The 13758-nt window shown below is 73.0% G+C and carries 9 protein-coding genes; 4 read left to right on the top strand and 5 right to left on the bottom strand.

The annotated features are described in order from the left end of the window. Positions 1-30: 30 nt before the first annotated feature. Genes trmB through ACZ434_RS30470 form a run of 3 tightly spaced genes read right to left on the bottom strand, consistent with a single transcriptional unit; the run spans position 31 to position 3624 of the window. Positions 31-855 (bottom strand): tRNA (guanosine(46)-N7)-methyltransferase TrmB, encoded by an 825-nt coding sequence (gene trmB / locus ACZ434_RS30480; RefSeq protein ID WP_468461546.1) that lies wholly within the window; start codon positions 853-855, stop codon positions 31-33. A 57-nt stretch (positions 856-912) separates the two neighbouring features. Further along, on the bottom strand, positions 913-2148 hold the full coding sequence (gene lhgO, locus ACZ434_RS30475) for an L-2-hydroxyglutarate oxidase (RefSeq protein ID WP_468461544.1): 1236 nt from the start codon (positions 2146-2148) through the stop codon (positions 913-915). Between the two features lie 51 nt (positions 2149-2199). Then, a complete protein-coding gene (locus ACZ434_RS30470; RefSeq protein WP_468461542.1) occupies positions 2200-3624 on the bottom strand; it encodes an MFS transporter in 1425 nt (474 codons plus the stop codon). Between the two features lie 739 nt (positions 3625-4363). On the opposite strand from ACZ434_RS30470, the gene ACZ434_RS30465 reads away from it, so the two are divergent. Next, entirely contained in the window at positions 4364-6484 is a 2121-nt protein-coding gene (locus ACZ434_RS30465; RefSeq protein WP_468461541.1) for an asparagine synthase-related protein, read from the top strand. A 591-nt stretch (positions 6485-7075) separates the two neighbouring features. Here the strand turns inward: ACZ434_RS30465 and ACZ434_RS30460 are convergent. Continuing rightward, positions 7076-7822: a TetR/AcrR family transcriptional regulator gene (locus tag ACZ434_RS30460; protein ID WP_468461539.1), complete on the bottom strand. Its 747-nt coding sequence runs from the start codon at positions 7820-7822 to the stop codon at positions 7076-7078. 378 nt (positions 7823-8200) lie between these two features. Between ACZ434_RS30460 and ACZ434_RS30455 the strand changes: the two genes are divergently transcribed. Continuing rightward, the gene (locus tag ACZ434_RS30455; protein WP_468461537.1) at positions 8201-9580 is read left to right on the top strand and encodes an NAD(P)/FAD-dependent oxidoreductase; all 1380 of its coding nucleotides are present in this window, start codon (positions 8201-8203) and stop codon (positions 9578-9580) included. A 172-nt stretch (positions 9581-9752) separates the two neighbouring features. Beyond that, entirely contained in the window at positions 9753-11402 is a 1650-nt protein-coding gene (locus ACZ434_RS30450) for an ATP-binding SpoIIE family protein phosphatase (RefSeq protein ID WP_468461535.1), read from the top strand. Between the two features lie 33 nt (positions 11403-11435). On the opposite strand, the gene ACZ434_RS30445 is transcribed toward ACZ434_RS30450, so the two are convergent. Next, entirely contained in the window at positions 11436-12716 is a 1281-nt protein-coding gene (locus ACZ434_RS30445) for an MFS transporter (RefSeq protein ID WP_468461626.1), read from the bottom strand. Between the two features lie 122 nt (positions 12717-12838). Between ACZ434_RS30445 and ACZ434_RS30440 the strand changes: the two genes are divergently transcribed. Beyond that, positions 12839-13387, top strand: coding sequence for a MarR family winged helix-turn-helix transcriptional regulator (locus ACZ434_RS30440; protein WP_468461533.1), 549 nt, complete (start codon positions 12839-12841; stop codon positions 13385-13387). The last annotated feature ends 371 nt before the right edge of the window (positions 13388-13758 follow it).

Below are 13758 nucleotides of genomic sequence, written 5' to 3'. Positions count from 1 at the left end.
AACGACGCAGGGGCAGGACGGCGTGCGGTCTCAGGCTCGGTGCCCGGCCCGCTCCTCGTGCGGTACGCGGCGGAAGAGCAGGTCGTTCACGACATGTCCCTTGTCCAGTCCCTGCCCCTCGAAACGAGTGCGCGGACGGAACCCGGGACGCGGCGCGAAACCGCCCTCCGCCCGCGTGTTCTCGAACGCGGGATGCGCGGTGAGCACCTCCAGCATCTGCTCCGCGTACGGCTCCCAGTCGGTGGCGCAGTGCACGACCGCCCCCGGCCGCAGCCGGGCCGCGGCGAGGGTGAGGAACTCCGGCTGGATCAGCCGCCGCTTGTGGTGCCGCTTCTTGGGCCACGGGTCGGGGAAGTAGACGCGCAGTCCGTCCAGGGAGTCCGGGGCGAGCATCTCGCGCAGCAGGATGATCGCGTCGCCGTTGCCCACCCGGACGTTGGCCAGCCCGTGCTGTTCGGCGAGGTTGAGCAGATTGCCCTGGCCGGGGGTGTGCACGTCGACCGCGAGGAGGTTGGTGTCCGGGTCGGCCCCGGCCATCTCCGCGGTCGCCTCGCCCATGCCGAAGCCGATCTCCAGCACGACCGGGTTGCCGTTGCCGAAGAACTCGGCGAGATCCAGCCGCCGGCTGCCGTCGATGTCGAAACCCCACAGCGGCCACAGCCGCTGCAGCGCGTCCGCCTGCCCGGCGGTGACGCGGCTGCGGCGCGGCTGGAAGCTGCGGATCCGCCGCTCGAAGTGCGACCCGGCGGGATCGGCCTTCGGACCGTCCGGGAACCGCGGCTCGCCCTTGGCCCGGGTACGGCGGATCGACACACCGGGCGCGGGTGCCGGGTGCGGTGCTTCGGGGGTGCTCACGGAGTCAGACACAGTGCTGTCGATTTTACGGGGGCGCGGGCACGGTCCGGCCTGCCCTCACCTTCCCTCCTCCGTGAGCTGCGCCATCGCGCGCCCCGCGATCTCCCGGCCGATCGGCAGGGACGCCGTCGCCGCGGGCGAGGGCGCGTTCAGCACGTGCACCGCGCGGGGGGTCTCCTGGATCAGGAAGTCGTCGGCCGGTGTGCCGTCCCGCAGGACCGCCTGCGCTCTCACCCCGGCGGGCGCCGGCACCAGGTCCTCGTCCCGCACGGCCGGCAGCAGCCGGCGCACCGCCCGGGTGAAGGCCGCTCGGGACAGGGAGCGGTGCAGCTCTCCGGCGCCGTACCGCCAGTGGCGGCGGGCCAGCTGCCAGGAGCCCGGCCAGGCCAGGGTCGCGCCCAGCTCACGCGGGCGCACCGTGCGCCAGTCGTAGCCCTCGCGGGCCAGGGCCGGCACCGCGTTCGGCCCGACGTGGACGCCTCCGTCGATGCCCCGCGTGAGGTGGACGCCGAGGAAGGGGAACGCCGGGTCGGGCACCGGGTACACCAGGCCGCGCACCAGTTCCGGCCGGGCCAGCTCGTAGTACTCACCGCGGAACGGCACGATCCGGGCGCCCGGATCGTCCCCGGTGAGGCGCGCGACCTCGTCGCAGTGCAGACCCGCGCAGTTCACCAGGACCCGGCCGCGCACGACGTCCCCGCCGGCCGTCAGGACGGCGACCCCCCTGCCGGGGCGGCGGTCGACGCGCACCACCCGTGTCCCGTAGCGGATCTCCGCGCCGGACGCCTCCGCGAGTCTGCGGGCGACCGCCCCGAAGTCGCAGATGCCTGTCGTGCCGACGTGGATGGCCGCCAGGCCCTCCACCTCCGGCTCGTACTCCGCGATCTGGCCGCCGCACAGCTCGCGCACCGCGATGCCGTTCTCCCGGCCGCGCTGGACCAGGGCGTGCAGCCGCGGGAGCTCCTCGCGGGCCGTGGCCACGATCAGCTTGCCCGTCACCGCGTGCGCGATGCCGTACTCCGCGCAGAACTTGACCATCTCCGCCGCGCCCCGCACCGCGTACCGCGCCTTCAGCGAGCCGGGGCGGTAGTAGACCCCGCTGTGGATGACCCCGCTGTTGCGGCCCGTCTGGTGCCGGGCCGGGCCCGGCTCCTTCTCCAGCACCGTCACCCGGGCCCCCGGAGCCGCGCGGCCGATCGCGTACGCCGTCGACAGGCCGACGATCCCGCCGCCCACCACCAGCACGTCGCAGTCGTACGACCGTGCCCTCACCACCCGCACCACCTCCCGCATCGATAGTGCACCGTGCCACTGACAACGACTCCGCGAAAGGGCGGTACGGGATCAGGCCGTGGTCATCAGCAGCGGCCGGGCGCGTTCGCGCAGCTCCACCACGCGCGGCTCGTCGCCGTACGGTTCCAGACGGTGCAGGAGGTCCTTGACGTACTCGGTGGTGCGGGCGGACGAGATACGGCCCGCGACCTCCACCGCGCGCACGCCCTGCTCGCAGGCCGCGTCCAGATTGCCCGACTCCAGTTCGGCGACCGCCGAGACGACCAGGCGCAGTCCGTGCGAGCGGACGAACTCCTCCGTCGGCCGCGACAGTGCCTGCTCGGTGAAGCGGCGCACCTGGCGGGGTGCCTTCAGGTCGCGGTAGCACTCCGCCGCGTCGGCGGCGAAGCGGTCGTAGGAGTAGAAGCCGAGCCAGACGGGGTCGCTGTCGCCGGGGCGGGAGCGCTCCAGCCAGCTCTCCGCCGACTTCAGGGCCGCACCGGCGGCCTGCGCGTCCCCCGCGCGTGCGTGCGCGCGGGCTTCGACGAGGCGGAAGAAGCTCAGGGTGCGGGCGGTGGCCAGCCCCCGGTTGCGCTCCAGCGCGGCCTGGGCCAGGTCCACGCCCTCGTCCCCGAAGCCGCGGTAGGTCGCCTGGAGGGACATCGAGGCGAGTACGTAACCGCCCAGGGGGACGTCGGCCGCCGCGCGCGCCAGGCGCAGCGCCTGGATGTAGTACCGCTGTGCGGCCTCCTGCTGGCCGGTGTCGAAGGCCATCCAGCCGGCCAGACGGGTCAGTTCCGCCGCCGCGCCGAAGAGCGAGCGGCCCACGTCGTCGGAGTAGGAGCCGAGCAGCAGCGGGGCCGCCTCCACCCGGAGGCACTCCGGCACCATCGACGAACGCCAGTCCCCGCCGCCGTACTTGGAGTCCCAGCGCCGGGCGTCCTCGGCGGCCTCCCGCAGTTTCTGCACATCACTGTGGCCGACTTTGAGCGGTGCGCCGGAGCCGTCGGCGGGGTTCACCTCCCGCGCGACCGAGCTGTCGGCCGGGGTTATCAGCCATCGCGAGGCGGGTGTGGCGTACGCGCTCACCGCGAACGACCCGGCGAGCGACTGCCAGATGCCGCCGGAGCCGGCTCTGCGGCCGGCGAGGTCCAGCCGGTACAGCTCCGTGGCGGTGCGCACCGCCTGTCCGACGTCGCGCGGGAAGGCGAGGCCCACCTCGGGTGCGGGATCCGCGTCCGCCAGGCCGATCTCGTGGAGCGGCACGGGACGGCCCAGCTTCTGGCCGATGGCGGCGGCGATGAGATGCGGCGCCGCACCCTGCGGCACCATTCCCTTCGACACCCAGCGCGCCACCGACGTCTTGTCGTAGCGAAGTGTCAGTCCTCGCTGTGCGCCAAGGTCGTTGACGCGCCGCGCGAGGCCTGCGTTGGAGATTCCCGCGAGGGCGAGAACGGCGCCGAGCTTTTCGTTCGGCCCGCGTTGCTCCCTGGACATGCGCCACCCCTCGACACAGACGGCTGCCGCGCTGGCATAACCACGCGGCATTCGTAAACCCAGCGTAGTTCGCCGCATCCCAAGCGTTAAGGGGCATTCTTCCGGATGGCGGGATTGTGGTCCGTACTGAAGTACGGGTCCGATACGCGCAGTTGCCGCGTGCTCCCGTTGTGTGGCCGTGCGCCCGTCCGTGCGCTCTTCTCCGGCCATCAGGGGAGCGGTTCCATGGTCGGTGCGTGGGTCGGCCCGCTGTACTGGATCCAGTGGGCTGGGGGACACCGCCGCCTACATCCCCGCGGGCGGCGGAACGGTCCGGGAGGCGTGTCCCGTCTCCCGGACTGCGCGACCGTCCATCGGTGCGCAAAGCCTGTACGGAGCGTGTTCGAGGTGGTTCTCACCGCTCCGATTTGGCCGAAAATCGACTCCGCTCCTTCGGGTGTATCAGCGCTTCTACCCTGGTAGTTGACGGCGCGTTGGGGGTTGCGGGGGCGCGCCCGGGGGGCGCATTCGCGTCGTAGCTGCCTGGTGGGCGGTGGGGCGCCGGTGCGGTGGCGGGTCGTCAGCGGGTGGGGTGCGGGCGGGTGTTCGGATCGGGGTGCGTTCAGGGCGGGTGTATCCGCCGGGGCGCATTCGGCGGAGCACATACGGCTCCGGCACCCTTACCGAGCGCCTCCTTCATGGCAGCATGGGGAACCGGTTCGTACGGTGCACTGGTTGTCCACAGCCTGTGGAGGCGGCGATGCGGTGGTTAGTGGGATGGAGCAGCACCGCCGCCGGAGCCATGGGGTTCGGCCCCACCGGCTCCGCCGGCGCCACCGGGTTCGACGGCGAGACCGTGCAACCCGTGGGCTCCCAGCCGCTGTGGGGCGACCCCGACCCGCTGTGGGCGGTCGGCGACTGGCGCCCCGACGAGGTGCGCGTGGTCACGGCCGACGAACAGACCCGGATCGCCGTCCTCGGCACCTGCGGCGCCACCGACGAACAGCTGCGCGTCGCGCTGTTCGCCGCCCGGGGCGGTGCGCTGCGCCACCTGACCGCCTGGGCCGGGAGCTACACCGCGGTCGTGCAGGTGGGGCGCCGGATCACCGTGTGCGGCGACCTCGCCGGCGCCCGGCCCGTGTTCCACACCCCCTGGGCGGGCGGAACGGCGTACGCCACCGCCGCGTTGCCGCTCGCCGACCTCGTCGAGGCCAACCTCGACTTCGGCCACCTCGCCGCGCTGCTCGCCGCACCGGACGTGCCCGCCGCGCTGCACGACTCCACGCCGTACGACGGCGTGAAACGCATTCCGCCGGGGCACGCGCTGATCCTCCGCGCGGGGGCGCGCGAGATCGCCGGGTACGAACCCGCCGCCTCGCTCGTCGTCGCCGCACCGCCCGCCGACCCCGGCCACGCGGTGGACGCCGTGCGCGACGCGCTGGTGGAAGCCGTACGGACCCGGCTCGCCGCCCCCCGGCACGTCCCGGGCGCCGACATCGACCCCGGGCCCGTACCGGGGATGGGGCCCGCCGAGCGGCGGGCCGCCCGGGGGACGCCGGTGCCGGGGATCGGGGCGGACCTGTCCGGCGGGCCGGCGTCCGGGGCGCTGGCGCTGCTGGCGGCGGGGCTGCCGGGAAGGCCGGGGACCGTGCTCGGGCACGGGACGGGAGCGGGGGAGCGGCTGCTGGCCGTCACCTTCAACGACCTGGCCGGTGGTTCCGCCGGGGGGCGCGACGAGGGCGAACTGGAGCGTGCGGGGGCGCTCGCGGCCAATCCGCGGCTGCACCATGTGGTGGTGGCCGGTGGGGAGTCGACGCTCCCGTACGTCGAACTGGACGTGCCGCTGACGGACGAGCCCGGGCCCTCGCTGGTGTCCGCCGCCCGGCACCGGGCACGGCTGGCCGCGGGGAGCGCGGACCACTTCACCGGGTACGGGGCGAAACAGGTGCTGGACGCGCATCCGGCGCGGCTGGCGGATCTGCTGATGGACCGCAAGCGGCGGCACCTCGTGCGGCCGGTCGCCGCGCTGGCGAAGGCCGACGGGTCCGTGATGGTGCCGGCGCGGGTGTACGCGGCGGCTCGGCGGCTGGCGCGCACGCCGTACCGGGCGGGGCTGGAGAGCCTCGCCGAGCGGTTGCTGCACCGGCGGCTCGACGACGACGGGCCGGGAGCGGCGGATGCCTCGCTGGCCGCGCTGACCTGGGGGAGACCCGGGCCGGCGGCGCGGTGGCTGACCGGGGAGGCGCTGGCTGAAGTATCGGTTCGCCTCCAGGCGTCGACGCGGCGGTCGGACGTGGGGCCGGGGCAGCGGCCCGGTGACTTCAGGGCGCGGGCGGCGCTGGCGCGGCACGCGGCGGATCTGCGGGTGCTGGAGCAGGCGGCCGAGATCCGCTCGCAGCGGCTGCACGCGCCGTTCCTCGACAACCAGGTGGTGCGTGCTTGCCGGGCGCTGCCGGAGGCGCTGCGGGTGCAGCCGGGGGCGCGGGCGTCCATCCTGCGGTCGGTGCTGGAGGGGGCGGGGGTGCGGGAGCTGCCGGCGGGGTGGGGTGCGCCGGGCGCGGCCACGTCGGTGGCCGCGGCGCGGTCGGGGCTGCGGGTGGCTTCGGGCACGCTGATGGCGCTGTTCGACACGCCGTTGCTGGCGGAGGCGGGGCTGGTCGAGGCGCGGGTGGTGCGCAAGGCGCTGCGGGGGGCGGCCGAGGGGGAGCCGCTGCCGCTGGACGGTCTGGCGGATCTGGTCGCCCTGGAGGTGTGGCTGCGGCGTCTGCTGGCTCGCCGTGGCACCTGCTGGACCGGCACGCCGGCCCGCCAGCGGGCGGTCCCGGGCGGTATCGCACCGCAGCGCGGAGCACTGGGCGCGAGCGCGAGCGGTACACGTTGAGGCGTGTGCCGGCCGGTGGTCGTATGCCTGCGGCGCCACTGTCCCTGTGGTGGGGGTGCGCGTAGCGCCTACGGGCGGTGGGTGGGTCGGGGCCGGGTCGGGGGTGGCCGTCCTCGGACTGGCGCGGAATAGGCCGGCCGGTAGGGGTTCGGGGCGCGGACGCGCCAGTCGCTGCGGGCGACCACCCCCGCCCCGCCCCCTCCCCGCCGCGCGCGCCCACTGCCGCCCACTGCGCCGTCCACCCCGATCGCCGTACGCGCCCGCGGGCAGCCCTCCGCGCGATCCGCGGGCAGTCGTGCCGCTCCCCGCTCTCCGCGGGCAGTCGTGCCGCTGGGGCGGCACGGGTGGGCGCGACGGCACCCCGTAAGCGCCGGGCTGCGCGAACAACCCCCGGCCCACACCAACACCGGGCAACGGTGCAGCGCCGGGCTGCGCGAACACCCCCGGCCAGCACCCGCGCCGGGCAATGGTGCAGCGCGGCTCACCCGGCCGGTACCGGTAGCCGCGGCACGCTGTAAGCATCGGGATGCAACAGCCCCCGGCCCACACTCACGCCGGGCAACCGGCCATGCACCGGGCCGCGCCCCCGGACTACGCCGGTCGCGACCGCAACCCCTCCAGCAGAATGTCCAGCAACCGCGCCGACGCCGCCGCCTGCTGCGCAGCATCCGGCAGGGACGGCGCCGCCGTGGCGATCACCAGCAGCACGTCCGACACGGACACATCCGGCCGCAGCTCCCCCGCCGCCCGCGCCCGCTCCACCAACTGCCCCACCACATCGAGCAGCTGCGCGGCCCCCGTCTCATCGGCCACGCCCGCCGGCGGAGCCTCCGGCACCAGCCGCAGCTCCCCCGCCGCCTGCGTCCGCTGCTGCGGCAGCCGCGCGTGGTCCGCCGGGCCGTGCTCCTCCGCCACGCCCACCCGCAGCACCTGCGGAGGCAGCAGCCGGCCCGCGCCGGAGGCGACCGAGGTGCGCAGGAAGCGGGACAGCGCCGACCACGGCTCGTCCTCCTGACCCAGCGCCGCACGCGCCTGCTCGGTCAGCCGGGAGGTCTCCTCCTCGGCTATCCGCCGCACCAGGACGTCCTTGCTCGGGAAACGCCGGTACACCGTGCCCACACCGACCCGCGCCCGGCGGGCCACATCCTCCATCGGCGCGCCATAGCCCAGCTCGCCGAAGACCTCACGCGCCGCACGCAGCACGTGCTCCAGATTGCGCTGTGCGTCCACGCGCAGCGGCGCCGTGCGCCCGCCGTCCCCGCGTGCGCCGCCCGCGTGAGCGCTCAGCGCGGCGCCTGTCGCGACGGCGGAAGACCAATGAGAGTCCTGAACATGCATATGTATTCCCCCGGTAATGACGTCTCCCCCCGGAGACTTCTCCCCGCCATTGATGGCCGGGGCGCTCGGAAGAGGCCCGGCTTGCCGGTTCCGCCCGTCGCGGACCCGATGAGCACAGCCCCCCACACCCCGTCGACACACGAACATAGTTGAGCGGGGGTCAATTCAGAAGGGGCACGTTCCGCACGGAGCGCCCCTCGATCGGACCACGAGTCGTTTACGTCCTGAATGTACCCCGGGGAGGTCGCCGGTAGAGGGCTGATGACCTGCGAATATGGCAGGAGGGGCGGTGAATCGGCCAACCCCGGGCGCCAAGAACGTCCGGTCACACAATTCGTCGAGGCTGTGGACAAACGGAAGCGGCGGGTGCGTCATGGGATGGTGAAGGAACGTGCGCGCATTCTCGTTGTCGGCGGCGGCTACGTCGGGATGTACACGGCCCTGCGGCTCCAGCGGAAGCTGAAACGGGAACTCGGACGGGGCGAGGCCGGGATCACCGTGGTCACCCCGGACCCGTACATGACGTACCAGCCCTTTCTGCCCGAAGCGGCCGCCGGTGCCATTTCTCCTCGTCATGTCGTCGTACCGCTGCGTCGCGTACTCGACCGGTGCCACATCATCATCGGCGAGGCCACCGGTATCGACCACGCGAAGCGCACCGCCACCGTCAGCACCCTCGCCACCGAGGAGGAGGGCACGGGAGGGCGGCGGATCGCCTACGACGAGCTGGTGCTCGCGCCCGGTTCCGTGTCGCGCACGCTGCCCGTCCCCGGTCTCGCCGACCACGCCATCGGCTTCAAGACCGTCGAAGAGGCCATCGGCCTGCGCAATCACGTCCTCGAACAGATGGACATCGCCTCCTCGACCCGTGATCCCGCGCTTCGCGACGCCGCCCTGACCTTCGTCTTCGTCGGCGGCGGCTACGCGGGCGTCGAGGCGCTCGGCGAACTGGAGGACATGGCCCGTTACGCCGCGCGGTACTACCACAACATCCGGCCCGAGGACATGAAGTGGGTCCTCGTCGAGGCGTCCGGGCGGATCCTGCCCGAGGTCGGTGAGGAGATGGGGCGGTACACGGTCACCGAACTGCGCCGGCGCAACATCGACGTACGCCTCGAGACGCGGCTCGAGTCCTGCGCCGACCGTGTCGCCGTGCTGAGCGACGGATCGCGCTTCCCCACGCGGACGGTCGTGTGGACCGCCGGGGTCAAGCCGCACCCCGTGCTCGCCGCCACCGACCTGCCGCTGAACGGGCGGGGCCGGCTGAAGTGCACCGCCGAACTGGCCGTCGACGGTGCCGCACACGCGTGGGCCGCGGGAGACGCCGCCGCCGTTCCCGACGTCACCGCGCGGGAGCCTGGCCGGGAGTGCGCCCCCAACGCACAGCACGCCCTGCGCCAGGCACGGGTCCTCGGGGACAACATCGTCCACTCCCTGCGGGGCGAACCACTGGAGACGTACGCCCACAAGTACGCCGGTTCCGTCGCCTCCCTGGGGCTGCACAAAGGGGTCGCGCAGGTGTACGGGCGCCGGCTCAAGGGCTTCCCCGCCTGGTTCATGCACCGCACCTACCACCTCAGCCGGGTGCCGACCTTCAACCGGAAGGCGCGGGTGGCCGCCGAGTGGACCCTCGCGGGCCTCTTCAAACGGGAGATCGTGTCCCTCGGATCACTCGAACACCCTCGGGCGGAGTTCGAACTGGCGGCCGGTGGAAAGCCTTCTCACGACCCCCCGCACAACCCGAAGGGGTCGTCCTGACCGGACTCAGGAACTCCTGCGGCCGGAGCGGCGTCTGACGGATGTCGGCCCGGTCGGCACCCTGCCAGACTGGTCCACCACCGCGGGCGGGTCCCCGCCCACCCCGGTGCGGCCCCGGGGCCCCGGCCGGTCCCGGTTTCCGGCCGCCGACAACTACACGAGGCAAGGATTCGTGAACTTCACGCGCTGGAGCGCCCGGCTCCCCGGAACGCAGCGCCGCGCCGCAGCGCGGACCGAGCAGGCGGTCTCCCCGGACCGGCGGGGAGAGGGCTCCGTGCCCGCGGCCCGCGCCGAACAACTCACCGACGACGCCCGGCCCGTGCCCGCCGTCGACGAGCTCGGGGTGCGCGAGGTCCTGGACCGCGTCCCCTCCCTCGTCGCCCTGGTCCACGGCCCCGACCACCGCATCGCCTACGTCAACGACGCCTATACGGCGGCCTTCGGCGTCCGCCCGGTGGGCGCCCCCGCGCGGGGCGCGCTCCCCGAACTCGACGAGCTCGGCCTGCTGCCCCTCCTCGACCAGGTCCTGCGCAGCGGCAAGCCCCGCACGGTGAAGTCCCGCAAGGCACCCGACGGCCGCTCCTACACCTTCACCTGCACCCCCGTCAGCGAGGGCGAGGGCCGAGGGGTGCTGATCTTCGCCACCGACGTCACCGACCACGCCGAGGCCGCGGAACGCCTGCGCGCCAGCGAACGCCGTCAGCGCCAGACCGCCGTCACCCTCCAGCGCTCCCTCCTCCCGCAGGAGCTGGAGGAACCCGACGACCTGCGCATCGCCGCCACCTACCACCCCGGCGGCACCGAGGCCGCCGTCGGCGGCGACTGGTACGACGTGATCACCCTGGGCGGCGGACGCACCGCCCTGGTCATCGGTGACGTGATGGGCAGAGGGGTCCGGGCCGCCGCCGTCATGGGCCAGCTCCGTACGGCCGTACGGGCCTACGCGCGGCTCGACCTCCCGCCGCACGAGGTCCTCCAGCTGCTCGACGGCCTCGCCATGGAGATCGACGCCAACCAGATCGCGACCTGCACCTACGCCATCCACGACCCCAACGAGGGCCGCCTGGTGTACGCCTCGGCCGGCCACCTGCCCATCCTCGTCCGGGACGAGACCGGCACCGTCCGGCGCGCCGACGAACCGACCGGCCCCCCGCTCGGCACCGGCGGCTGGATGCACTCCTCGGGATCCGTCCCCCTCGCCCCCGGCTCCACCGCCGTCCTCTACACGGACGGCCTGGTCGAACGGCGGAACGAGGACCTGGACGAGGGCATCGCGGCCCTGGAGCGCGCCCTGGCCGGAGCCACCGGCACCCCCCAGGTCGTCTGCGACCGCCTGGTCCGCTCGGCCGGGGTGACCCCGGACCACGACGACGACGTCGCCGTCCTGGTCCTCCAGCACCCCGCCCGCAAGGGAGCGGAGAGCGAACTCTTCCGCAACGCCGCGCTGGAGCTGATCGGCGGCGTCGAAGCGGCACCACGCGCGCGTGCCTTCGCGTCGGGAGTGCTGACCAGCTGGCGCTTCCCCGCCGAGCTGCACGACCTGGGCGTCCTGGCGACCAGCGAACTGGTCGCCAACTCCCTCCAGCACGGCACGCCGCCCATGCGGCTGCGCCTGCGCCGCACCGACCGCCGCCTGATCATCGAGGTCACCGACGGCGACGACCACCTGCCCCGGCGCCGCCGCGCGGAGCCCGGCGACGAGTCGGGCCGGGGCATCGCCATCGTCGCGACGATCGCCTCCACCTGGGGCAGCCGGCGCACCCCCGGCGGCGGCAAGGCGGTCTGGTGCGAGTTCCTCCTGCCGAAGGCCGCCGACTCCTAGGCCCTGGCGGACGGCCGGTGGGCGGAAGCCGGCTCAGGCGTGTGCCGGGGCCTGTCCCGGCGCGGCCGCGCCGCCGCCCTGCGCCACCACCCGGCTCCGCGCGGCGGAGGGATGGTTCTGCACGTCGGTGAGCTGCCGCCCCAGCCGCACCGCCAGAACGGTGATGCCGAGCGAGAACAGCAGGAAGACGACGATGTACGGCGCGTGCAGCGAGGCACCCATCGGTCCGCCCACCGCCGGACCCACGGCCAGCGCGAGCTGCTTGACCAGGGCGAACGCCGAGTTGTACTGACCGGCCATCCCGGCCGGCGCGAGATCGGCGACCAGCGGCGCGAGCGTCGGCGACAGCAGCGACTCCCCGAGCCCGAACAGCGCGTACGTCGATATGAACGCGGCGGTCGCCATCGCCTGGCTCCCGTTGCCCAGTCCCGCGTATCCGGCCACGGCCCACGCCACGGCCCAGATCAGTCCCACGGACGCGATCACGCGCGAGCGCTTGCGCCGCTCCACGAACCGCAGCACCGCGAACTGCGCCACCACGATCGCCAGCGTGTTCGCCGCCAGCGCCGTCCCCAGCGCGGAGGTGGAGATCCCGGCCGCCTCGACGCCGTAAGCGCTCAGCCCCGACTCGAACTGGCCGTAGCAGGCGAAGAACAGCACGAAGCCCAGGACGCAGAGCTGCACCATGGCCCGGTTGCCCAGCAGCTGCTTCCAGCCCGTCCCGGCCGACTGCTGCGGCGTGTCCGCGATGCGCGGTGCGCGCGGCATCCGCACGGTCGCCATCACCCCGACCAGCAGCAGGAACATCGCCGCTTCGATCGAGAAGAGGAGAGTGAACGAGCCGACCTTCGTCGTGTCCACGAGATGACCGCCGATGAGGCCGCCGACACCGAGACCGAGGTTCTGCAGGAAGAACTGCATGGCGAACGCGCGCGAGCGGGTCTCCGTGGTGGAGCAGTCCACGATCATCGTGGCGAGCGCCGGCTGCATCACCGCCTGCCCGGCACCGAGCACCGAAGCAGACAGCAGTACGGTCGCCGCACCGCTCGACAGCCCCAGGCTCAGCGCGCCGACCGCGGCCGTGACCAGGGCGACGAGCAGCACCGGCAGCGGACCCCGCCGGACGATGGCCCGCCCGGCGAACGGCAGCACGATCAACGCGGCCACGGCGAAGGCGGCGAGTACCAGACCCGCCGTCATGGACCCCAGTCCCCGCACCTCGGCCACGTAGACGTACAGATACGGGACCGTGAAGCCCAGCCCGAATGCGCTGAGTGCGTTGCCCACATGGATCCGGCGCATCGCAGCGCCCATCGCCCTGGTCACGTTCACCTCACTCACTAGTTAGACCTGAAGACTTAGAAGCTAAAGTTCGAGGCTAAAGAGTACACAGCGAAGGACTTCAAGGCAAAGAAGAGACGTGCCATACTGCGGGCATGGGCGACACCTCCGGCATCGGCGAGCCGACACTCGAAGAGCAGATCGCCGCCTACCAGCGTGAGTTCCAGGACCTCGACCCCCAGGTCGAGCAGATCGTCAACGCGCTGTCCCGGCTGAACCGGCGCATGAACGTCGCCTACGGCCGGCAGACCGCCGAGCTCGGCATCACCAACGCCGACTGGGAGGTCCTCAAGGCCCTCGTCCTCTCCGGCGCCCCGTACCGCATGGGCCCCAGTGACCTCGCCAAGCGACTCGGCCTGACCCCGGCCGCCATGACGCACCGGATCGACCGGATGGTCGCCGAGGGCCTGGTGACCCGGGAGCGGGACGAGAGCAACCGGGTCCGCGTGATCGTGGAGCTCACCCCGGCCGGTCGTGAGAAGTGGCAGGAGGTCATGCGGATGGCCACCGTCTTCGAGAGCGACCTCCTCCAGGACCTCGACCAGGACGAGCGGGCAGCGCTCGGCGAGGTCCTCACCCGCCTGCTGCGCAGGGTGGAGGACGCCCAGCCGGACGCCGGCGGACGCCTCACGGACCTGGACTGAAAGATCTTGACCTGGGCCGGTTGACAGCCGCTCGGTCGGTCCGTAAAGTTCTTCGGGTTGCCACGGAGCCGTAACGGTTCTTCGGTAGCACCTTCCGCCGCGACTGCGGCACTCAAAACCCCAGCACGACCTCCCAGCGGGAACGATTTCGGCATGCCCGAATTCGAATTCCCGCCCCCGATTTGGGAAACACGGAGGAAGCCGCTAAGGTTTGAGACGTCGGAACGGCCCAACGGCCGGGAAGACAAACCCCGCTGACTGGGGGTCAGGTCGAGAAAAAGATCTGATAGAGTCGGAAACACCGAAGGGAAGCGCCCGGAGGAAAGCCCGAGAGGGTGAGTACGAAGGAAGCGTCCGTTCCTTGAGAACTC

It is taken from the genome of Streptomyces sp. NPDC030893, from assembly GCF_055571535.1.
Note: the sequence above shows the minus strand (reverse complement) of the source record. Positions and strands in the feature narration are given on the sequence as shown.